At 63.1% G+C, this 22,557-nt stretch carries 17 protein-coding genes; 12 read left to right on the top strand and 5 right to left on the bottom strand.

Features of this window, described 5'->3' with window-relative positions:
• The first annotated feature begins 177 nt into the window (after positions 1-177).
• The 5 genes from groL to C816_RS12505 all read left to right on the top strand — a co-directional run bounded on the left by groL (position 178) and on the right by C816_RS12505 (position 5,429).
• The gene (gene groL, locus C816_RS12520) at positions 178-1,803 is read left to right on the top strand and encodes a chaperonin GroEL (RefSeq protein ID WP_016322762.1); all 1,626 of its coding nucleotides are present in this window, start codon (positions 178-180) and stop codon (positions 1,801-1,803) included.
• Between the two features lie 353 nt (positions 1,804-2,156).
• Positions 2,157-2,462 (top strand): aldo-keto reductase family protein, encoded by a 306-nt coding sequence (locus C816_RS25670; RefSeq protein WP_016322761.1) that lies wholly within the window; start codon positions 2,157-2,159, stop codon positions 2,460-2,462.
• The gene (locus tag C816_RS12515) at positions 2,393-3,304 is read left to right on the top strand and encodes an aldo/keto reductase (RefSeq protein WP_371254375.1); all 912 of its coding nucleotides are present in this window, start codon (positions 2,393-2,395) and stop codon (positions 3,302-3,304) included. Before C816_RS25670 ends, C816_RS12515 begins: the two co-directional genes overlap by 70 nt.
• A gap of 28 nt (positions 3,305-3,332) precedes the next feature.
• Positions 3,333-3,728, top strand: coding sequence for a MerR family transcriptional regulator (locus tag C816_RS12510; RefSeq protein WP_016322759.1), 396 nt, complete (start codon positions 3,333-3,335; stop codon positions 3,726-3,728).
• 177 nt (positions 3,729-3,905) lie between these two features.
• Positions 3,906-5,429: an oligosaccharide flippase family protein gene (locus C816_RS12505; RefSeq protein WP_016322758.1), complete on the top strand. Its 1,524-nt coding sequence runs from the start codon at positions 3,906-3,908 to the stop codon at positions 5,427-5,429.
• A 231-nt stretch (positions 5,430-5,660) separates the two neighbouring features.
• On the opposite strand, the gene C816_RS12500 is transcribed toward C816_RS12505, so the two are convergent.
• Positions 5,661-6,326, bottom strand: a complete 666-nt coding sequence (locus C816_RS12500; protein WP_016322757.1) for a P-II family nitrogen regulator — start codon at positions 6,324-6,326, stop codon at positions 5,661-5,663.
• Between the two features lie 38 nt (positions 6,327-6,364).
• Positions 6,365-7,873 carry a DUF1538 domain-containing protein gene (locus C816_RS12495; protein WP_040655496.1) on the bottom strand — a complete coding sequence of 503 codons (1,509 nt, stop codon included), beginning with the start codon at positions 7,871-7,873 and terminating at the stop codon, positions 6,365-6,367.
• 363 nt (positions 7,874-8,236) lie between these two features.
• Here C816_RS12495 and C816_RS12490 point away from each other — a divergent pair, with 363 nt between their 5' ends.
• The 4 genes from C816_RS12490 (at position 8,237) to C816_RS24295 (ending at position 12,005) form a co-directional block, all read left to right on the top strand.
• Positions 8,237-9,100: a patatin-like phospholipase family protein gene (locus C816_RS12490; protein ID WP_016322755.1), complete on the top strand. Its 864-nt coding sequence runs from the start codon at positions 8,237-8,239 to the stop codon at positions 9,098-9,100.
• Positions 9,101-9,337: 237 nt separating this feature from the next.
• Positions 9,338-11,092: a Na/Pi cotransporter family protein gene (locus tag C816_RS12485; protein WP_016322754.1), complete on the top strand. Its 1,755-nt coding sequence runs from the start codon at positions 9,338-9,340 to the stop codon at positions 11,090-11,092.
• A 138-nt stretch (positions 11,093-11,230) separates the two neighbouring features.
• Positions 11,231-11,845, top strand: a complete 615-nt coding sequence (gene rbr / locus C816_RS12480) for a rubrerythrin (RefSeq protein WP_016322753.1) — start codon at positions 11,231-11,233, stop codon at positions 11,843-11,845.
• Positions 11,846-11,852: 7 nt separating this feature from the next.
• The gene (locus C816_RS24295; protein ID WP_016322752.1) at positions 11,853-12,005 is read left to right on the top strand and encodes a hypothetical protein; all 153 of its coding nucleotides are present in this window, start codon (positions 11,853-11,855) and stop codon (positions 12,003-12,005) included.
• 56 nt (positions 12,006-12,061) lie between these two features.
• On the opposite strand, the gene C816_RS12470 is transcribed toward C816_RS24295, so the two are convergent.
• Entirely contained in the window at positions 12,062-12,907 is an 846-nt protein-coding gene (locus C816_RS12470) for a DegV family protein (protein WP_016322751.1), read from the bottom strand.
• Positions 12,908-13,090: 183 nt separating this feature from the next.
• Between C816_RS12470 and C816_RS21880 the strand changes: the two genes are divergently transcribed.
• Both C816_RS21880 and C816_RS12460 read left to right on the top strand, forming a co-directional pair.
• On the top strand, positions 13,091-13,543 hold the full coding sequence (locus C816_RS21880; RefSeq protein ID WP_016322750.1) for a MarR family winged helix-turn-helix transcriptional regulator: 453 nt from the start codon (positions 13,091-13,093) through the stop codon (positions 13,541-13,543).
• Entirely contained in the window at positions 13,540-14,916 is a 1,377-nt protein-coding gene (locus tag C816_RS12460; RefSeq protein ID WP_016322749.1) for an MATE family efflux transporter, read from the top strand. The genes C816_RS21880 and C816_RS12460 overlap by 4 nt, the downstream gene beginning before the upstream one ends.
• Positions 14,917-15,110: 194 nt before the next feature.
• Here the strand turns inward: C816_RS12460 and C816_RS12455 are convergent, their stop codons facing one another.
• Both C816_RS12455 and C816_RS12450 read right to left on the bottom strand, forming a co-directional pair.
• Positions 15,111-19,580: an S-layer homology domain-containing protein gene (locus tag C816_RS12455; protein WP_016322748.1), complete on the bottom strand. Its 4,470-nt coding sequence runs from the start codon at positions 19,578-19,580 to the stop codon at positions 15,111-15,113.
• 310 nt (positions 19,581-19,890) lie between these two features.
• Complete coding sequence (locus tag C816_RS12450; RefSeq protein WP_016322747.1) at positions 19,891-21,162, bottom strand: site-specific integrase; 1,272 nt, start codon at positions 21,160-21,162, stop codon at positions 19,891-19,893.
• 316 nt (positions 21,163-21,478) lie between these two features.
• Here C816_RS12450 and C816_RS12445 point away from each other — a divergent pair, with 316 nt between their 5' ends.
• Positions 21,479-22,477, top strand: coding sequence for an XdhC family protein (locus C816_RS12445; protein WP_016322746.1), 999 nt, complete (start codon positions 21,479-21,481; stop codon positions 22,475-22,477).
• Positions 22,478-22,557: the final 80 nt, after the last annotated feature.

The following is a 22,557-nucleotide window of genomic DNA, read 5'->3' as shown; positions in this document are numbered from 1 at the left end:
CGTACACGCCGCGGCGAAACTGATTGGAATTTTTTCTTTTGCCTCCGGCAAAAGAACCGGGAAAACCTTAGGGTTTTTCCTGGCCCCTTTCTCTCATCTTTTCCCTGGCCTTTTCCTGGTCTTTTTCCTTTTTTTCAGCTCACTTTATTTTTAACTTCTATTGGAGGTAATGCGATTATGTCTAAGCTCATCAAGCGCGGCGACGAGGCCCGCAAGGCTCTGGAAGCCGGCGTCAATTCCCTGGCCGATACCGTCAAAATCACCCTGGGGCCCAAGGGCCGCAACGTGGTGCTCGACAAGAAGTACGGCTCTCCCCTCATCACCAACGACGGCGTCACCATCGCCAAGGAGATCGAACTGGACGATCCCTTTGAGAACATGGGCGCCCAGCTGGTGAAGGAGGTCTCCACCAAGACCAACGACGTGGCCGGCGACGGCACCACCACCGCCACTCTGCTGGCCCAGGCCATGATCCACGAGGGCCTGAAAAACCTGGCCGCCGGCGCCAACCCCATCGTTGTGAAGAAGGGCATGGCCAAGGCCGTGGAGGCCGCCGTCGCCGAGGTCAAGAAGCAGTCCAAGAGTGTGGACGGCTCCAAGGACATCGCCCGCGTGGGCGCCGTCTCCTCCGGCGACGAGGAGATCGGCAAGCTGATCGCCGACGCCATGGATAAGGTCTCCGCCGACGGCGTTATCACCATCGAGGAGTCCAAGACCGCCGAGACTTACAGCGAGGTGGTCGAGGGCATGCAGTTCGACCGGGGTTATATCACCCCCTATATGGCCACCGACATGGAGAAGATGGAGGCCATCGTCGACGACGCCTATATCCTCATCACCGACAAGAAGATCTCCGTCATCGCCGACATCCTGCCCATCCTGGAGCAGATGGTCCAGTCCGGCAAGAAGCTGGTCATCGTGGCCGAGGACGTGGAGGGCGAGGCCCTGAACACCCTGATCGTCAACCGTCTCCGGGGCACCCTGAATGTGGTGTGCGTCAAGGCCCCCGGCTTCGGCGACCGCCGCAAGGAGATGCTCCAGGACATCGCCGTCCTCACCGGCGGCACCGTGGTCAGCGAGGAAGTGGGCCTGGAGCTCAAGACCGCCGGCCTCGACCTGCTGGGCCGCGCGCGTCAGGTGAAGGTCACCAAGGAGAACACCACCATCGTGGACGGCGCCGGCGAGAAGCAGGCCATTGCCGACCGCGTGGCTCAGATCCGCTCTCAGATCGCCAACACCACCAGCGACTACGACAAAGAAAAGCTCCAGGAGCGCCTGGCCAAGCTGGCTGGCGGCGTGGCCGTCATCAAGGTGGGCGCCGCCACTGAGACCGAGATGAAGGAGAAGAAGCTCCGCATCGAGGACGCCCTGAACTCCACCCGCGCCGCTGTGGAAGAGGGCATCGTGGCCGGCGGCGGCACCGTCTTTGTCAACGTGATCCCCGCCGTGGAGGCCCTGCTGAACACCGTGGAGGGCGACGAGAAGACCGGCGTCCGGATCGTGGCCAAGGCCCTGGAGGCCCCCATCCGCCAGATCGCCGCCAACGCCGGCCTGGACGGCTCCGTGATTCTGGAGAAGGTCCGCTCCTCCGGCAAGACCGGCTACGGCTTTGACGCCTACAAGGAGGAGTACTGCGACATGGTCTCCGCCGGCATCGTGGACCCCGCCAAGGTGACCCGCTCCGCCCTGGAGAACGCCGCCAGCGTCAGCTCCATGGTGCTGACCACCGAGTCCCTGGTGGCCGACAAGCCCGAGCCTCCCGCTCCCGCTCCCGCCGCGCCTGACATGGGCGGCATGTACTAAGCGGCAGTCCCGCCAAGCAAAAGAGCTTCAAGCCGGCGCACAGATGTGCGCCGGCTTCTCTCTTTCATCTCATTCCCGGAAGCGCCGGGGCGCCAAGCGGAGCCTGCCTGAGAGTTCCGGATGAGAGGCGGGCATGACGTCAGGGAATCGGGCCTCTTTTCTCTTTGGTACAGGACCGGTCAAGCTCCAGGCAGAAGTCAGGCGTGACCTGGTCCCCTGACCAGGCCATTCCCCCCCCCAATGTCCATGCAGCGTAAAAGCGGCGGACATCTCTCACAAAAAAGTCCTTGACATGGAGTGCGCTCCAGGTAGTACACTCTTCATACATAACATATCCAAAAGGAGAGTGTATCATGGTATACCGTACATTGGGCCGCACCGGCATCCGCGTCAGCGAGATCGGCATGGGCTGCGAGGGATTTGTGGATAAGCCCTATGAGCAGGTTCTGGCCTTTGTGGACCGGATGGAGGCCCTGGGCGTCAACTGCGTCGACCTCTACACCTCCAACCCGGAGGTACGCTCCAACCTGGGCCGTGCCCTGCGGGGGCGGCGGGAGAAGTTCGTCCTCCAGGCCCACCTGTGCTCCGTGTGGAAGGACGGACAGTACAAGCGCACCCGGACATCGGCGAGGTCCGGGAGGGCTTTGCCGACCAGCTGAACCGGCTGGAGACGGACCGCGTAGAGATTGGCATGATCCACTATGTGGACTCCATGGCGGACTGGGAGACGGTGGCGAACGGCCCCGTCATGGCCTACGCCCGGGAGCTGAGGGCGGCGGGGACCATTGGCTGCATCGGCCTTTCCAGCCACAACCCGGAGGTGGCCCTGGCGGCGGTGAACACCGGACTCATCGACGTGCTGATGTTCAGTGTCAACCCCTGCTACGATCTCCAGCCCGCCGGGGAGGACGTGGAGGAGCTGTGGGCCCCCAAGAACTACGAAAACAGCCTGGTGAACATGGACCCCCAGCGGCAGGAGCTATATGAGACCTGCCAGCGTCTTGGGGTGGGCATCACGGTGATGAAGGCCTTCGGCGGCGGCGACCTGCTCAGCCAAACCCTCTCCCCCGCCGGACGCGCCCTGACGGCCCTCCAGTGCCTCCACTACGCCCTGACCCGCCCGGCGGTGGCCTCCGTCATGTGCGGAGCCCGGACCCTGGAGGACCTGGACGCCAGCGCCGCCTATGAGGACGCGCCGGAGAGCGAACGGGACTACGCCGCCGCCCTGGCCGCCCTGCCCAAAATCAGCTGGCAGGGGCACTGCATGTACTGCGGCCACTGCGCCCCCTGCCCCAAAGGCATCGATGTGGCGGCGGCCACCAAGTTTTTGAACCTCTGCCGGGCCCAAGGCGCCGTGCCGGAGACCGTGCGGGAGCACTACGCCCTCCTGCCCCACCGGGCGGCGGAGTGCATCGCCTGCGGCGCCTGTGAAAAGCGGTGCCCCTTCGGCGTACCCATCGTGGAGAATATGCGCCAGGCCGCCGCCCTGTTCGGCGCCTGAGGGCGCCCTGTACAAAAGGAGGTACCCTATGACCATCACAGAGGTCGGCAAAAAGTACGGCCTGACACCGGACACCCTGCGCTATTACGAGCGCATCGGCCTGATTCCCCCGGTGCCCCGGGGAAAGAGCGGCGCGCGGGATTACGGCGAGGAGTCCTGCCAGTGGGTGGAGCTGATGAAGTGCATGCGCGCCGCCGGCGTGCAGATTGAGGCCCTGATCGAATACGCCGCCCTGGCCCAGCAGGGGAACGGCACCTTGGAGGCCCGCCGGGCCCTGCTGGTGCGCCAGCGGGAGCAGCTGACCGCCCGGATGGCGGACATGCAGGCCTCCCTGGACCGGCTGGACTACAAAATCGACCTCTACGCCCGGCGGATCGCCCTGCAGGGTTCCGGCCAAGGTCCGGAGGGAAAAGAAGAAATCTGACCCCCTATGCCTTGATTTGAAAAATGCCAAAGCCCCCAAACGACGGATCTTTTCCGCCGCTGCGCATCTTGCCATTTATTGAACAATGCCTAAAAGAAGCTGTTCGGACAATTCCGGACAGCTTTTTCCGTCATGTTGTCCCACCCTGTCCACATAGTGTATAGAGAGGTGGGAACGTTGAACGAAAAAAAGGGGTCCTCCATTGTACGGGGCACGCTGCTCCTGACCGCCGCCAATCTGCTGCTGCGGCTGGCGGGTATGAGCTTTCAGGTCTATCTCTCCGGACGCATCGGCGCCGCGGGGATCGGCCTTTTGCAGCTGATTCTCTCCGTAAAGACAATGTCCTTTACGGTTGGCTCCGCAGGCATCCGCACCTGCGCCATGTACCTCTCCGCCGAGGAGTTTGGCCGAAACCGCCCTCAGGGGGTCCACGCCGTTCTGTCCGGGTGCTTTCAGTACAGTTTGACGTGCAGCATCCTGTCGCTGTTTCTCCTCTGGCAGCTGGCCCCCTGGCTGGCGGAGAACTGGATCGGCGGCCCCGCCGCCATTCCCTCCCTGCGGGTGTGCGCCATGATCCTGCCCATCTGCTGCCTCTACGGCGTCATGACCGGGTATTTCACCGCCGCCGGGCGCATCGGAGACCTGGTGGGGGTGGAGTTTTTGGAGCAGGGCTGCGCCATGGCGGTCACCTTCCTCCTTCTCTCCCGCTGGGCCGGGGCGGACGCGGGGCGGGCCTGCCTCTCCGTGGTTCTGGGCAGCGGCGCCGCCGCCCTGGCGGCCTACCGGGCCCTGCGGCTCCTCCACCGGGGCGCCCTGCCGCCGGAGCAAAAGCCCCAAAAGCCGCCCTACCGGCGCATTTTGCGCATCGCCCTGCCCCTGGCCGTAGCGGACGATCTGCGCTCCGGACTGAACACCATTGAAAATCTCATCGTCCCCAAGCGGCTGGCCCGGTTCGCCGGCACCGCTGACGCCCTGGCGGATTATGGCGTGCTCCACGGCATGGTGTTCCCCGTGCTGATGTTCCCCGCCGCCATCCTCTTCTCCCTGGCGGAGCTGCTGGTGCCGGAGTTCTCCCGCTGCGCCGCCGGGCGGCGGACGCCCCGCATCCGCTACCTGGTCCGGCGGGGACTGCGGGTCTCGCTGCTGTTCAGCCTCTGCGCCGCCGGGGTTCTCTTCGCCGGGGCGGACGCCCTGGGGGAGCTGCTGTACCATGACCAGGCCGTGGGCCCCGCTCTGCGGCTCTACGCACCCCTGATTCCCCTGCTCTATACCGACGCCATTGTGGACGCCGTCTGCAAGGGCCTGGGCCAGCAGAACGCCAACGCCCGGTACAACCTGCTGACCTCCTTTCTGGACGTGAGCTTTCTGTGGCTGCTGCTGCCCCAATACGGGCTGAACGGGTACTATCTCAGCTTCGCCGTCACCCATCTCATCAACTTCTGCCTCAGCCTCCGCCGCCTGCTGCGGGTCTCCGGGGCGCGGCTGGAGACCGGGCTGTCCCTGCGGGCTCTCCTCTGCGCCGGAGCGGCCGGGTGGAGCGTAACCCTGCTGCCAAAAACGCCGGGCCTCCGGGGGGTCCTGCTGCCGGGGGCGTGGTATCTGGCGGTTTTGTTCCTCCTGTGGACGCTGCTCCGGGTGGTACGCTGGGGGGACCTGCTCTGGCTCCGGGGTCTGGCCCAGCGGCACGGACGGCGGACATAAAAAACCGGCATGGCTTTGGAGCCATGCCGGTTCAGCTTGTCGAAAAAGTATTTTCGACAAGCTGCTGTAGATTTCAATGGCGCAGGAAACCCCTCTTGGGTTATCTCCGGCCTAAGAGCCGCCCTACAGGCGGTTGGCCTCCGAAACGTGCCTGCGGGCACAGCCCGCACACACCCTTCCTTTCCGTTGACGAAATCTCCAGCGTTTTTTGACAGTCTGAAAGCGGTTCGTTCAGTTCTCCCCGTCCAGCTGGCGGAGTCCCGCGATGTCGCTGACGGGCAGGGAGAAGGCCAGGGACTGGGCCGCCGAGTGAATGCCCGCCTGACTCATCACCGCCTTCATGATGGGGGAGCGGTCCTCCTTCCGGGCCAGAATGAAGATCAGCTCCCGCTCCGCGGCGATGGACACGCCCAGAAACCTCCGGGCCAGCTCCGCGCCGGTGCCCTTGGCATGGATGGAGGTCCCCCCCGTGGCCCCGGCGGCCCGGGCGGCGTCCATGACCTTGTCCGTACAGCCCTGGTTGGTGATTACGACGATCAGCTCATGGGTCTGTTCCCGCTCCATACGCTCCTCCGCCTCCTGCTGTAAGAGATAGTCTCTGGCGGCCGCGCCGCCGATGGTGGATACAGGCACCGTCATCAATATGCCCCGGCCCGGGATGTCCAGCCAAAGCTCCTTGGCCGCCCGGCGCACCAGGCGGGGGGAGTGGGGCGTCACGCACAGCAGCACCGCCTTCTCCGTGGCCTCCAGGCCCAGGAAGTCCAGGATCTCCGTGGTGGCTGTACCCTGGCCCAGAAGCGTCAGCACCAGGGGGACGCCCTGGCTCTGGAACCAGGCGGCAAACTCTCCGCCCCGGCTGCGGTCCGTGATGGTAATCATGAGATCGGCTCCACCCATGGCAGTCTCTCCTCTCCGCAAGAGCTGTTTTCCCGGCATCACAGCTCGATGATCTCCTCCTCCGGCACGGCGGCTTCCGGTCCGGCGGCTTTGCGCAGCTTCCACTGGTAAACAAGTCCCAGCAGCTGAATGGTCAGCAGCGGCGTCATGGCCACCATGGCCACCACGCCGAAGGCGTCGGTAATCACATTGCCCCCCAGGGCCTGGCAGGCCCCCATGGCAAAGGGCAGCAGGAACGTGGCCGTCATGGGGCCGGAGGCCACGCCGCCGGAGTCAAAGGCGATGGCCGTAAAAATCCTGGGCACGAAGAAGGAAAGGCCGATGGCCGCCAGATACCCCGGCACCAGGAAATAAAAAATCGAGATTCCGGTTAAAATGCGAAGCATGGACAGTCCGATGGAGACTGCCACGCCGATGGACAAACTGGCGCTCATGGCCCCGCCGGGGATGGCCCCGGAGGTGATCTCCTCCACCTGGTGGTTCAGCACGTGGACCGCCGGCTCCGCCTGGACGATGTACCAGCCCATCAGCATCCCGATGGGCACCAGCACCCAGTTCCAGTGGAGCTTTGCGATCTGCTGGCCCAGGTATGTACCCGCCGGCAGGAAGCCCACGTTGACGCCGGTGAGAAAGACCGCCAGCCCAAGACCAGTATACAGAAGACCCACCACAATTTTCAACACTTTTTTTCGATTCATCCGCAGGGAGAGCACCTGAAAAACGGCAAAAAACACCGCGATGGGAGCGAGGCACACCACCACCTCCACCACATACTCCGGGAAGGCCCGGAGAAACAGCCCCCACAGCGCCCGGCTGTCCGCCGCCGCGGCTGTCTCCGCCGGAATGTAGGCCCCGGAGGCGGGGTACACCAAAGACAGAATCAGCACCGCCAGCACCGGCCCCACGGAGCACAGCGCAACCAGACCGAAGCTGTCCTGGGCGGCGTTCTCGTCGCTTCGAATGGAGGACACGCCCACGCCCAGGGCCATGATGAAGGGCACCGTCATAGGTCCAGTGGTGACGCCGCCGGAGTCAAAGGCGATGGCCAAAAAGTCCCCGGGCACAAAGCAGGCCAGGATGAAGATCACCAGATACGAGGCGATCAGCAGCCCGTTGAGGGGGATGCGGAACAAGATGCGCAGCAGGGCCACCACCAGAAAGACTCCCACGCCCGCAGCCACGGCGCCCATCAGCACGGGCCCGGGCACGCTGGGCACCTGCTCCGCCAGCACCTGGAGATCCGGCTCCGAGATGGTGACCACCACGCCGATGAGAAAGCTGACCGCCACCACCACCCAGAGCTTCCGGGAGCGGGTCATGTGGGCGCCCACCCGCTCGCCGATAGGCGTCATGGCCATCTCCGCCCCCAGGGTGAAAAGGCCCATACCCACGATCAGCAGCACGGCGCCCATCAGAAAGGCCAGCAGGGTGTCCGTAGGCACGGGGGAGATAGTGAAGCACAGCGCCAGCACAATGGCGGTGATGGGCAGTACCGAGGCCAGGGCCTCCCGGACCTTTTCGCCCAGAATTGTACGGGTATTTCCAATCTTTTCGCGCCAGCGCGCACGAAGACCGCCTTGCAGTTGTACCGCCTCCCCTCGCTGTGAAATGTGTATTTTTTGTATAATATCATGTTGGGAATGTCTCTTTCAAGGGAAGCGTCCGAACTTTAACAGTTTTTTAGCAAAATTCCAGAGGGGGATTTTTGTCTCGTTGATTTTACAAAGGGAATTTGATAAAATAGGTCACAGGTCTCCATGCCAAAGAGGTGTGGGAGAATTCAGCCATGATGATGGCTGAATTCCACCCTGCCCGTCAGGGCGAGCAAAGACCGCCCCGCCCGAAGGGCGGATTCCGCAAGAATCAAATCCTAGATCCCTGTCAGGGATCACCAAGGAGCTGACCTTATTTTGAAAACCGCACTGGTCCTGGAGGGCGGCGCCCTCCGCACAATCTTCTCCGCCGGCGTCTGCGACGCGTTCCTGGATATGGGCCTCCCTCTGCCGGACTACACCGTGGGCGTCTCCGCCGGCATCGCCTACGGCGTCAGCTATCTCTCCCGCCAGAGCCGGCGGAACCTCCGCCTGATTACCTCCTATGTGCGGGACCCCCGCTATATGGCCTGGCGCAACTGGGTCAACCCGCAGAACCGCTCCTACTTCGGCCTGGAGTTCGCCTATGAGACCATTCCCAACCAGCTGATCCCCTTCGATTACGAGACCTTCGGGGCCTACCCCGGCACGGTGGAGGCCGCGGTCACCAATCTGGACACCGGCCTTGCGGAGTACCTGCCGGTGCCCCGGCGTGATGAGCACAACCTCCTGCTCCAGGCCACCTGCGCCATTCCCCTGATGTTTCCCGTCTACCACCTGGAGGGCAGACCCTACCTGGACGGCGGCTGCGCCGACGCCATCCCCTGGCGGCGGGCCTTTGAGACGGGCTGTGACCGGGTGGTGGTGATCCTGACCCGGGAGAAGGACTTTCACAAGGGCTCCGACAAGAGCCTGCGGGTGCTGGAGCGGACCTTCCGCCAATATCCCCGGTTTCTTGAGACCATGCGCACCCGGGCGGAGCGGTACAACCAAAGCCGGGCGGACCTCTTCGCCCTGGAGCGGGCCGGGAAGGTCCGGGTCGTCGCCCCGGAGGACACTCTGGGCTGCTCCCGGACGGAGAAGGACCTGGACACCCTGCGGGCCCTGTGGCAGCAGGGCTATTTCGCCGGCCGCCGGGCCGCAGAGGATGTCCGCACCTTCTGGACAGAGGCGGCGCGCTGAGCGCTTTGGAGGTCTTTTTCGGGCGGAAACCACGCAAGCGTTTCCATTTTTATCTGTTTTGCACATAATTCTAATGCAAATTTGTTGTTTTCTCTAAAGTTTTACGCAAATTTTGCATTTCCCACCCCCAACTCTTTCCTTTCCCTCTTCCAACATATATAATAATGGCGCGTCATAAACTTGACAGCAGCCCGGACTTTCCCTGCACTCCGGAAAATGGATCAAAGGAGCGTCGGCATGGATATTTTTTCACTCTTTACCCTCTGCGGCGGACTGGCCTTCTTCCTCTACGGCATGACCACCATGTCAAAGAGCCTGGAGAAGATGGCCGGCGGCAAGCTGGAGCGACTGCTCAAGCGCATGACCTCCAATCCCATCAAGAGCCTGCTGCTGGGGGCGGGCATCACCATCGCCATCCAGTCCTCCTCCGCCATGACGGTGATGCTGGTGGGCCTGGTGAACTCCGGCGTCATGGAGATCAGTCAGACCATCGGCGTGATTATGGGTTCCAACATCGGCACCACGATGACGGCGTGGATTCTCTCCCTGACGGGCATTGAGAGCAAAAATGTCTTCGTCAATATGCTCAAGCCGGAGAATTTCTCCCCTCTGCTGGCCCTGGCCGGCGTACTGCTCATTATGGGCTCCAAAAAACAGCGGCGGCGGGACGTGGGCCGCGTTCTGGTGGGTTTTTCCATCCTGATGTACGGCATGGAGCTGATGAAAGGCTCTGTCAGCCCCCTGGCGGATCTGCCGGAGTTCTCCCAGATTTTAACCGCCTTCCAAAATCCCCTTCTGGGTGTGCTGGTAGGCGCGGTAATCACCGGCGTCATTCAATCCTCCTCCGCCTCCGTGGGCATTCTGCAGGCCCTGGCCCTCACCGGCTCCATCACCTATGGCATGGCCATCCCCATTATTATGGGCCAGAACATCGGCACCTGCGTCACCACCTTCATCAGCGCCATTGGCGTAAACCGCAACGCCAGGCGGGTGTCGGTTATCCACGTCGCCTTCAACATCATCGGGACGGCAGTAGGCCTGGTGGTCTTCTTCGGTGGAAACCTGATCTTTCACTTCACATTTATGGACGAAGCCACAGGCGCCGTCGGCATCGCCTTCTGCCACACGGTCTTCAACGTCGTCACCACGGCGCTGCTGCTGCCCTTCTCCCGCCAGCTGGAACGGCTGGCGCGGAGACTGGTCAGCGACGAGACCAAGGCGGAGGAGTTCGCCTTCCTGGACCCCCTGCTGCTGCGGACCCCCAGCGTGGCCATCAGCGAGTGTACCGCCATGACCAACCGCATGGGCGCCCTGGCCCGGGAGAATCTGCTGCTGGCCATCCGGCAGCTGTCGGACTTCTCCGACACCCGGGAGAATCAAATTGTTGAAAATGAGGACAAGCTGGACATCTACGAGGACCGCCTGGGGAGCTATCTGGTGCAGGTCTCCCAGCACGGCGTGTCCATGGACGACATCCGCACCGTCTCCCGCCTGCTCCACGCCATCGGCGACTTTGAGCGCATCGGCGACCACGCCCTGAATCTCCAGGACTCCGCCCGGGAGCTCCATGAGCGGGGTCTCACCTTCTCCGGTCCCGCCGCGGCGGAGCTGCAGGTCCTGATCTCCGCCCTGGAGGACATTCTGGAGGCGGCGCTGGACTGCTTCACCGCCGCCGACGCCGCGGCCGCCCAGTCCATCGAGCCCCTGGAGGAGACCATTGACCGGCTGGTTGAGGAGATCCGCAGCCGGCACATCGCCCGGCTCCAGACCGGCGCCTGCACGATCCAGCTGGGCTTCATCCTCAATGACCTGCTGGGCAATTTCGAGCGGGTCAGCGACCACTGCTCCAACATCGCCGTCAGCGTCATCGAGGAAAAGAGCGGGGACGTCAGCCGCCACGCCTACCTCCACGAGCTGACCGCCGCAGACGGCTTCTCCTCCACCCTGCGCTCCGATCTGGGCAAGTACCGCCTGCCGGAGGAGGCAGAGTGACGGGCAAGCCCCCGCTTCAAAATCTCCCAATCCGCGCCCATCCCCGGAGGACATGCCTTCGGGGATGTTTTTTCACACCGCGCATAAATCCGCCCGCGGGTGGAATCCTGTATGTATTATCGAACAGGAGGAACTTCCATGTCTGTGGATTTCAAAAGCAGCGAGACGCTGAAAAATCTGATGCGGGCCTTTGCCGGCGAGAGCCAGGCCCGGAACCGCTACACCTTTGCCGCCGGGCTCTGCCAGCAGCAGAAACTGCAGGTGCTGGCGGACGTGTTCACCTTCACCGCCGGCCAGGAGAAGGAACACGCCGAGATCTTCTACAACCACATGAAGGAACTGGCCGGCGAGACCGTCCACATTGACGGCGGCTATCCGGTGGACATCACCAACGACATCCTCCAGCTGCTGCGGCGGGCCCAGCACAACGAGTTTGAGGAGCACGACCCGGTGTACAAGGACTTTGCCGACACCGCCCAGAAGGAGGGCTTCCCCAAGGTGGCGGCCTCCTTCCGCCAGATTGCCGAGATCGAAAAGACCCACGGAAACCGCTTCGCCTATCTCGCGGACCTGTTGGACCAGGGCCGGCTGTTCTCCAGCCAGGGCAAGGCCGCCTGGATGTGCCTGAACTGCGGCTATATCTACGAGGGCGCGGAGGCCCCCAGGCTGTGCCCGGTGTGCGAGCACGACCAGGGCTACTATATCCGGCTGGACATGGCCCCCTACGGCGGCGCTCAGGTCCTGGGAAAGTGAGGCCGGCATGAGCACTATCAGCCCCAAGGTCCGCTCCCAGTTCGACTCCCTGTCCCCTGCCCTGCAAAACGCCATCCTGGCCAAAAACGTGAGCATCAACACCCTGTACGACCTGATCGGCGTACTGGACGAGATCATCCGGGAGGCGGAGGCGGAGTAAAAAGATGCGGCATGGTTTTCCATGCCGCATCTTTTTTGATCGCTCTTGCCGCTCGTTCAATAGCCGATAATAAGCCCCTTCTCCATGGCGTAAAAGCTGGTGAGGCCGCGGCAGGAGATGATGTCCACACTCCTCACCGGCAGGGCGTCGTGGATGGCCTGCTTCAGTTTCAGCGCGCCGGGGAGGTTCTCGCAGTGGGAGATCACCACCCGGGCCCCGGTGCAGTCCTTGCTGGCCCCCATGAGGGCGGCGATGGCCCTGCAGGTCTTGGCCTCTCCCCGGGCCTTGTCGGCCACATGAATGGTGCCCTGGGGCGTGGCGTCGGCGATGACGTGGATGCCCAGGGAGTGGAGCAGACTGCCCACCAGGGGCCGCATACGGCCATTTTTAATGAGGTTGTCGAAATTCTCCAGGGTAAAGCAGGTCCGCAGGGCCGCCTGGTACAGGCGCAGCTGGTCGCAGATGTCCTCAAAGGCGTCCGCCGCCGCGTCCTTCATCAGCGCGATGGCCCGGTAAACCAGCAGCGCCATGGCCCCGGCGGTGGCCTTGGAGTCGATGACGCAGATCTTCTTCTCCGGGTGCTCCTCCAGCACCATGTCCCGGGCCATCACGGCAGCGTTGTAGGTGCCGGAGAGGTTGGCGGAGATGGTGAAGCACACTGTGCAGTCCCCGGCCTCAAAGGCCCTTGCAAAGGCCGCCGGAGAGGGGCACGCCGTGGAGGCCGCCGCCTTTTCCGCCGCCATGGCCTCCAGCATCTCGGGGATCACCAGCTCATCGTTGTCGATGAACTCCCGCTCCCCCACCTGGATGCGCAGGGGGACAATCTCAAATCGGACGGGGCTGTCCTGGAAGGACGCCATTCGCAGATCACAGCTGCTGTCACTCACAACGTTCCAAATCATAACAAACTCCTTATAACATGGTTTTGTATACCACATTTTCTATTATCATACCGCACAAGCATCTGTTTGTCAATGGTAAAATGGCGGCCGGAGAAGAAATCCTTGACGGCGGCGGAGGTTGGTGATATAGTCATAATAGTTTCTTGCAGAACAGTTTTTTAAGAAACGATTGGAGGTGCCACCATGCCCACCGTCACCACCCGGCTGCTGCGGTTCTCCAAACAGTTTGAGCGGTTTTACGAGCGTCAATTCGTCCCCCTGCTGGAGCGCACCGGCCTGACCATGCGGGAGATCCACGTGCTGCTGTTTCTGGCCAACAACCCCGGCTATGACACCGCCCGGGACGTGGCGGAGTACCGGGGGCTGGCCAAATCCCAGGTCTCCCAGGCGGTGGACCTGCTGGCGGCCCGGGGCGTCCTCCGCAGAGCGCCGGACGCGTCTGACCGCCGGGTGGTCCACCTGGCCGTCACGGAGGCGGGCGCGCCTCTGGCCCGGGAGGCCCAGGCCATCCAGGCGGCCTGCGGGCGGCGGCTTCTGGCGGACTTCTCGCCAGAGGACGAGGCCCAGTTCCGCCGCCTGCTGGAGACAGTACTGGAAAACGGCGCACATCTTATGGAGGAGGAAGCGCAGCCATGAATCAAAAACAGGCGGACCTTGGCAGCGGCAGGGTGGGGAAGCTCCTGTTCTCCCTGGCCCTGCCCACCATCACATCCCAGATTGTCAACATGCTCTACAACCTGGTGGACCGGGTGTACATTGGCCACATGCAGCCGGCGGACACCGTGGGCAAGCTGGCCCTCACCGGCGTGGGGGTGTGCCTGCCGGTCATCATGATTATCTCCGCCTTCGCGGCGCTGATGGCCATGGGCGGTGCGCCCCGGGCCTCCATTCAGGAGGGCCGGGGAAACACGGCGGAGGCCGAGCGGATCATGGGCGGCTGTCTGACGCTGCTTGTGGTCACCTCCCTGTGCCTGACGGCGGCGTTTCAGCTGCTGGCGGAGCCGCTGCTGCTGATCTTCGGCGCCAGCGAAAACACCATCGGCTACGCCCTGAGCTATATGCGCATCTACTCCCTGGGCACGCTGTTCGTCCAGCTGACTCTGGGCATGAACGCCTATATCACCGCGCAGGGCTTTACCACCGTCAGCATGAAAACCGTGCTCATCGGCGCCATTCTGAACACCATTCTGGACCCCATTTTCATCTTCGGCTTTGGACTGGGGGTGCGGGGGGCGGCCCTGGCGACGATCCTCTCCCAGGCCGTGTCCGCGGTATGGGTGATGCGGTTTCTCACCGGCGGCAAAACCAAGTGGCGCGTCCGGCGGGAAAACCTGCGGCCCCGGGCCGCCGTGGTTCTGCCCTGCCTGGCCCTGGGCCTCTCCCCCTTTATCATGCAGTCCACGGAGAGCCTGATCGCCATGTGCTTCAACTCCTCTTTGCTGAAATACGGCGGGGACATCGCCGTGGGGGCCATGACCGTGCTGACCAGCATCATGCAGTTCGCCATGATGCCCCTCCAGGGCCTGACCCAGGGGGCCCAGCCCATCATCAGCTACAACTACGGCGCCCGGAACGCCCAGCGGGTGCGGGACGCCTTCCGGGTGCTGCTGCGGTGCTGTCTGATCTACTCTCTGACCATGTGGGCCCTGGTGCAGCTGTTTCCGGAGATATTCGCCCTGATTTTCAACAACAGTCCGGAGATGGTGGAGTACACCGCGCGGGCCCTGCGGATCTACATGGGGGCCACGGGCATTTTCGGCGTCCAAATCGCCTGCCAGCAGACCTTTGTGGCCCTGGGGAACGCGAAGACGTCTTTGTTTCTGGCGGTGCTGCGGAAGATCATTTTGCTGATTCCCCTGATCTATATTCTGCCCCAGTTTTTCGCGGACAAGGTTTTCGCCGTGTTTTTGGCGGAGCCGGTGGCGGACGCCCTGGCGGTGACCACCACGGCCGTCATGTTCTCCATGCAGTTCCGGCCCGCCATGGCACGGCTGGAGGCTGATTCGTAAAAGGCGAAGATCGGGCGGCGCTGAGGGCGGAAGCCCGGACCGCAGACTCCCCCGCCCCCCCAAAGCCGGGGACGGCGTCTCCGGAGGCGGACAAATCAATGGACAGGGAAAGGCCCCCGGCGAAAGCCGGGGGCCCTTGTTGTGTCTACCGCTTTATTTGTCCAGATCAGGATCTGATTTGGAAAGCCAGCAGATCAGGAAACACTTACCTCAGCAGAGAAGGCGGCAGCAGTGATAGTCGCCACCGTAATGGTCACGGAGACAACACCGTTAACAGCCTCAGTGCCAGTACCAACGTTAGCAGCAACACCGTCGGTCACAGCCCAGTCGCCAGCGGCCAGGGTCTCGATTGTGCCGCCAGTGGGGGTAACCGCTCTAGTGGCTCCGAAGGTCAGGTCGGCAGCTGTGGTCTGAGTAAAGGTGATGGTGATGGTATCACCAACCTTAACCTTGCTGATGGGCAGAGCCGGGTTGCTGGCCGCAGTGAAGCCAGTAGCAATCTGACTTCCAGCGGCAGCAGTGAACGCACCGGCGGCAACCGCAGCATACAGCTCGGTGGGGATGGTGGTGCTCGCTACGCTGGAGGCAGTGTGGGTCACCTTGGTGGTGCCGGGGTTTGTCGTACCTGCGGCATCCCAGGTCAAACCGGCATCGTTCGCGTCGACCGTTCTGGAGACCTCATCGTCGCCAGTCTTGTAGGTGATCTTAACCTTGATCCCCGCATCATCGGCGGCGGCCGCAACAGCGGCGGCGTTGCAGTTATACAGGAGGTCGAGGGCAGTGGGCGCATTGAGAATCTCAACCTTGGTCACGTCGCTGCGCTCTTCAACTGTCACGCTCAGGGTCAAAGGAGTAGTCGCCTTTTCGATCTCCTTGCCCAGGTCGGTGTCAGTGCCGGGAGTGTTGGCGCCGGCCTTGAGCTTAAAGCCATCGGGAATCTCGAGCAGGCTCTCCGCCAGAGTGCCGTAACCGGCGGCGGACAGAGGAACTGTGACGTCCTGAGTACCGACCTTTCCTGTCGCAGACGCAGGCGTGGCGTTGTAGCCCGTCACATACTGCACGCGGACAGTCCGGGTATCGTCAGTGGGATCCTCGGGAGTCGAAGCGCTGCCAGTGTACTGGAAGATCATCTTGGAGCCGTCCAGATTCTTGTTCCACTTGATGGTGACGCTGGGATTCACAGGCGTGTAGCCAGCAACCACGGGAGCGGTGACAATGGCCTGGTCGGTGCCGTCGGCGGGACGGGCAACCGTCCGCTTCTCCCACATCTGGGCGGAGAAGCCGGGCAGCTCAACCCACAGCTCCAGCTCGATAGTGGCGCCGGAGACACTGGTGTTGTTCTTGGTCTCGGCCAGAGTATCAGAGTAGAACACGACCCACTCGGCCACGCCCTGGCTGTTCAGGACGGCGGTGATGATGCCGCGGAACTCCTTCTCGCCGGTAGCGGTGTTGGGATCGCCCAGGCTGTCAATGGCCTCCTGGACAGAGGTATAGGCGCGGTTCTCCCAGCTGGAAACCTCGCTGTTGCTGGCGTCGAGGTAGCCCTCGCGCTGGCGGACAACGGCCTTGGCGTCGCGGACGAAGTCAATGCCGTAATCGTGCTGGCCGTCCAGGACGTACAGGGTGCGGCCCTGGAGACGCAGGGTGCCCTCCTGGGTGGCTACGAAGGTCCTGCCGGAAGAGGGGTGCTCCTGGGTATTGGTCCGGGGACGGGTGACGCCCTTGAAGGTGGTGGTGTGAGCCACAGCGTCGTCCTCGGCGCCGGTGAGGACCACGTCATAGACGCTCTCGTTGTCCTTCACCTTGTGGCCGGTGGTCAGGATCTCGCCGAAGGGATAGCCGTAGATCTTGTCGGCGGCGGTGGTGGCATCCGTATCCTTGCGCTCGATCTCCTTGACATCGGTGACGATCTCGCTGTCAGCGGCCTTGTAGCGCAGCTCAACGACCTCGTACTGGTTCTCGCGCATGGTGTCGATGGTGCTGGCGAACTTGCTCTCGGCCTCCTGCTTGACAATCTCGCCGTTGATGACGGCCTCGAACTGCCAGTAGTAGGTGCCGTTCTCATAGCGCTCGTACTTGACGGGATCGAGGATGTAAGCCTTGGTGGCGTTGTTGCCCTCGGCCTCGCCCAGAATCACGGCGCCGATGATGAAGTGGTTCTTGTCGAACACGGCGTAGGCGTTCTCGCCCAGGTAGCTGTCGGTGCCGTCCGCGGTCACCCAGTGGCCGTTCTGGTCGTCAGCGGCATGGGTATCAATGGCGGCAGTGGCAACAGGACCGGCGCCCTTATCGGTATTATTCACATAATACTTGCCCTGGACGCGGTTGGTGGTTCTGGTGATGATGTCCACGTCCTGCACGCCGGTGTAGACGCCGTTGACGTCGGTGATGGCCTTGGTGATGTCCAGCTTCTGGGAGCCGACGGCGCCGCCGGCGGAAGCGCTGACCTCATCCACGTCCACGGTGATGAACACGGACTCGTCCTCGCCATAGGCGCGGGCGGTGGTCAGAACCTTGCCTGCGCCGGTGCCGGTGCCCTTGGTGTACTGCATGGTCTCGCCGATCAGCAGGTCGCCGTCACGGGCCTCGCCGCTGTCCTCCACGCCGTCCAGGCGCAGCTTGGCGCAGTTCAGCTTCAGCTCGCTGGCGTCGCCGGTGGTCACGTCGTCGGTCTTGGAGGCCAGCATCATGGCCACGCCGTTCTTATCCACGCAGGGCTTCAGGGTGTAAACACCGGCCTCAGTCACGGTGTAGGTGTACCAGCGGTTCAGCAGATACACGCCGTCGCTGGTGTTGGTGCCCCACTTCTGGTAGTAGGCGTTGGCGTTGGCGTACTCTTCATCTGTCAGAGCGTCATTCACGCCGCCGTGGGACTTGTCGGTAACCATGTTCTTGATATTGCTGTTGGTATCCTTCACGTTGACGGTGATGTTCTGCATGGTGCCGTCCAGGAAGATACCGGCCGCGCTGGCGGTCTGGATGGAGAGGTTGCTGTTGCGCATGTCATAGCCGGTGACGAAGACATACTGCTTGGTGCCCTCGAACAGGTCGATGCCGATGAAATAGCCGTACTTGTCGAGATACACGTTGTAGGTGTTGGTGGTCAGCAGATCGTTGTCATACTGGTCCAGCACGTCCACGTCGTAGCAGGCGCGGTCGCTGTCGGCGTACTCATTGCCGCCGGTGGTCAGCTTGGTGGGATACTTGAGACCGTCCTGGCCCTGGCCGAACTTCGTGGACAGGGAGAACTTGGTAACGGTGCTCTGCTCCAGGATCTCGGGCTCGCCCATGTCGGCCACTTCCAGCTTGGTGGTGTCCTTGTCGGACATGCGCACCAGGTAGAAGGTGTCGGCGGTGACGTCGGCCACCTCGGGCACGTCGTCCAGAGCAACAGTCTTGGTCTGGCTGACCAGATCCAGGCTGCCGTTGCTCTTGCCGGTATAATACATGTGGACCTTAACGCTGGCGGTCTCCTTGTCGGCGTTATAGGTGGTGGTGGCCTGAGCCAGCCAGGTGTGGATAGAGGTGATGGTGATCAGCTCGTTGTCCTTGTCGATGAAGATCTCGGTGAGAACGCCGTCGCCGGTGATGCCCAGGTCGTCGGTGTTGGAGCGCTTCATCTCGGCGGCGGTGATCTCCTCATCCGTGCCGGCATACTGGTACTGGGTGTAGTCCGTGGTGACGGTGCCGGTGGTGTTGTTGGCCTCGTGGCCGTCAACATAGACCTCCAGGTCAAAGTCACGGATGGTGACGGAGCCCAGCAGGTCGTACAGGTCGCGGCCGGTCACGCCGGTGGTGTAGGTCTCCAGCAGCTTATCCTGGTCCAGCCAGGTGCCGATCTGGATCTTCTTGTCATACACCCAGGTGTGAGAGGGACGCATGAACTTGTCGCTGTCGGGGCTCTTGACCAGCTTGCTGAAGTACTCCTCAGCGAACTGGACGATCTCGTCGTCGCGGATGGTGGCCACGCGGGTCTGCTGAGACTTCCAGGTACGGCTCTGGGCGCCGCCGGAGGACAGAGTGACCTCGGTGCCGTTGATGTTGGTGGTCAGGCGCTGGCCATACTCCACCAGGTCGGCCTGCAGGGTGTTGAAGGCGTACAGGCAGGCCTCCTCACGGGTCACGGCCTTGATGCCGTTGAACTCGCCCTCGAGACCGGCGTTCAGGCCGATGCCCAGAGCCTGCTTGGCCACGTTGATGGACCAGTTGGAGCCAACGTAGCTCTCCAGGGTGGCGTCATAGCCCAGGGCGCCCAGCAGCATCTTCATGAAGGCATAGCCGGTCAGGGTGCCGCCGGGACGGAAGGAACCGTCAGCGTAGCCGCTGATGATGCCCTTGGCCTGGCAGTAGGCGATGTAGCCGGCGAACTCGCTGTTGACGGGCACGTCCCGATAGGGGGCGGTATCCGCGTGCAGCTCGGCGGCAGTGGTGGGACCCAGGATCAGGTTGCAGATGATCTTCGCGGCAGCCTGACGGGTCAGGGTGTTGCTGGGGTTGAAAGCGCCGTCGGCATAGCCGTCGACAATCCCAACCTCGGACACCACGGCGACGGCTTCGTCATAGGTGATCTTGTCGTCGTCCGTGAAGTCCTTGGCCCCGGCGCTGACGGTCACGAGGCTCATGACCATAACCAGCGTCAGGACCAGAGAGAGAAATCTCTTCATGGGGTATCCTCCTTTTTTAATTTTGCGAACCGTCCGCCGGAGGGCTTCGGGAACCGTCCGGGCTTCGTGCCGGGGCTAGCTCCCCGCCGCCGGGCCTGTAACCGGTGACGGGGTCCGGCACCAGGCCGGGAAGAGCGCCGGAGCGTCCAACGTCCGCTTCGCAGGTTCAATTTACCAGCCCAAATCCGGTCTGTCTACGATTTCGGGTCTTTTGTTAAGAAGGTGAAAAAATGCGTAATCTTTCCGTTTTTTCCTTGAATCACAAGTGTAACCCAATGAAATATTTCCGTAACAAAAGAGCGGGCGGAGGCTACCGCGCCTCCGCCCGGGTGTTCAAATAATACTTCTGCCGCACCTGGACCAGCTCTCCGGCCTCCACCAGGTGTTTCAGGATCACGCCGCACTGCTTGCTCCCGACGCGGAGCACTCCGGCGATGTCCTGCCGGTAGGCAAAGCCCACTTTGCCCAGATATTCCCGGATGGCGGCGGGCTGCTCCTCCGGCGGAACCACCGTGCCGGGGAGGTAGTACTTGCCCCCCACCCGCACCAGCCTGCGCTCGTCGGTCATCCGCCGCAGGAGCCCGTAGGCCGCGGCGCTGGTGACGCCCAGGGCCTCCATGGCGTCTCCCCGGGAGACGGCCCCCTTTTGGCGGACCAGCTCCAGCAATTCGGCCTCCGCGCCGCTCCGGCCGGCGCTGCGGTACAGGTCCCGCAGCGTCACCTGGTCCATGCCGCCCCGGATCAGGGCCGTCCGCACAATCCGGGAGAGCCGGGGCACATCCAGGGGCCGCCCGGCGCTGTCGGAGAGGAGGACGTGGAGGTTCTCCCCGCCCCGCTCCCGCCGGTCCAGCAGCAGCTGGCGGACGGTACTGCTGAGATGGACTTCCCTGCTCTCCAGCCGGAGGACCCCCGCCGCGAAGTCCACCTGATCCCACGTCAGGTCCACGATCTCGCCGCCGGAGAGACCCATCTGCCAGGCCAGCCACAGGGCCAGGCCCGCCGCGGTGTCCTTCTCCGCCTGCAGGATCTTCCACAGCCGGAACTCGTCCACAGGGGCGGGCTGTCGGGGCTGGCGCAGAGTGGGCCTGCGGTCCGCCTCCATATGCTCGGAAAAATGCAGCTGGAGCGTCCGCACCTCCATGCCGGTGATCTGGGCCACATAGGCGGCGGTGCGGGTTTGGAGCTGGCGGATGATGTAGTCGTGGCGCAGATCAATCAGGCGGACCGCCGTCTGACCCTCGCTGTCCAGCTCCCGCCGGGCCGCCCGGGAGATGGCCTGGGGCTGCATGGGCTTGCCGAACCGCTTGGAGAACACCACGTACTCCGACACCCGGCTCCACCTGGCGTACATCTGCCGCAGGTATTCCTCCATCTCCTCCTCCATGGGCGCCGCCCGCCCCGGCAGAAGGATTTTGTGGTCCAAAAAGGAAACCTGATCCCAGGTCAGGGTGGTGATCTCCTCCCGCAAAAGCCCCTGGAGCCACGCCAGGCGCAGGATGGCTCCGGCGGCGTTGTCCGGATTTCGCGCCAGCAGTCGGCGCATGGCCGCCTCCTCCGGGCGGTTGACGGTATACGCTCCCATGTCCGGCCTCCTCTCTTTGGGTTACACTTGTGACACAAGTAATTAAAATGTAAAGATTTACCATTTTCGAGCATGGTTTGTCTTCCATTTTAGTGAGGAAAAGCCCCCTGGAACATGTGCGATTTCTGGAAAATTGTCGTGTTTTTGACAGTTTTCGAAAAATTGTAGTACGCTCCGGCGGGAGGAAAAGCCGGGCGGCCGCTTTCAGCGGCCGCCCGGCTTCCGGAAAATTTTTTACAGAGAATTCCCGCCGGAGCCATTTGCCCCGGGGCAGAAATGTGGTATCATAGAGAAAAACAAGAGAGGGTGAGGCATTATGCGGAAATGGGTACGGGAGGTTCTCCACGCCCTGGAGGACGGCACGCCGGCTGAGCTGGTGGCCGTAACGGAGGCCAGCGGCTCCACGCCCCGGGGGGCAGGGGCGCTGATGGCGGTGTTTCCCAATGGACGGGCCCTGGGGACCATCGGCGGCGGCAATGTGGAGTACGAGGCCCAGCAGCTGGCCGCGGAGCTGCTGGAGCGGGGCGGCTGCGCCCTGCGGCGCTTCTACTTCGTCCAGGGAGACGACCTGGGCATGGTCTGCGGCGGCGATGTGACGGTGCGCTTCCAGTACCTCCCCGCCGGGGACGCCCGGGTCATCGCCGTACTGCGGGACCTGATGGAGGCCTCCGCCGGGGACTTGGACACCTGGCTGGTACTGAACCTCCAAGAGGACGCCGCCGTCATGGGCACGGCGGACCGGAACGGCCCCCGGCATCTGGACGGTCCGCCGGAGGACCTGTCCGCCCTGCTGCAAAACCGGCCTGCGCTGTCCGGCAGCTGGCTGACCGTCCCCATGGTGCGGGCGGGGCGCGTCTATATCTTCGGCGGCGGACACGTCTCCCGGGCGCTGGTACCCGCCGCCGCCGCCGCGGGCTTCCGTCCGGTGGTCTATGACGACCGGCCCGAGTTCGCCGGCGCCGCCCTCTTCCCCCAGGCGGAATCGGTCCTCACCGGGGATTTCACGGACATCGGCCGGCAGATCGCCCTGACGGCGGACGACTACGTGGTCATCATGACCCGGGGCCACCAGGCAGACTACGAGGTGCTGACCCAGACGCTCCGCAGCGGCGTGAAGTACCTGGGGTGCATCGGCTCCAAAAAGAAACTGGCTCTGTGCCGGGAGCGGCTGCTGGCGGCGGGCTTCACGGCGGAGGAGTACGCCAGGGTCCACGCCCCCATCGGCCTTCCAATCGGCGCGGAGACGCCGGAGGAGATTGCCGTCTCCGTCACGGCCCAGCTGATCGCCGTCCGTGCGGGACTGCCGGAGGCATGACATCTTGCCAAACCCCACAAAAGTGTGTTATAATTTACGAGCAGGATTATACAAAATTTCACATAGAGAGACGGAGGGCT

The sequence above is a fragment of the Oscillibacter sp. 1-3 genome, assembly GCF_000403435.2.
Classification (GTDB): domain Bacteria; phylum Bacillota; class Clostridia; order Oscillospirales; family Oscillospiraceae; genus Oscillibacter.
The sequence above is the reverse complement of the archived record's forward strand: the minus strand, read 5'-3'. Positions and strand labels throughout refer to the sequence as shown.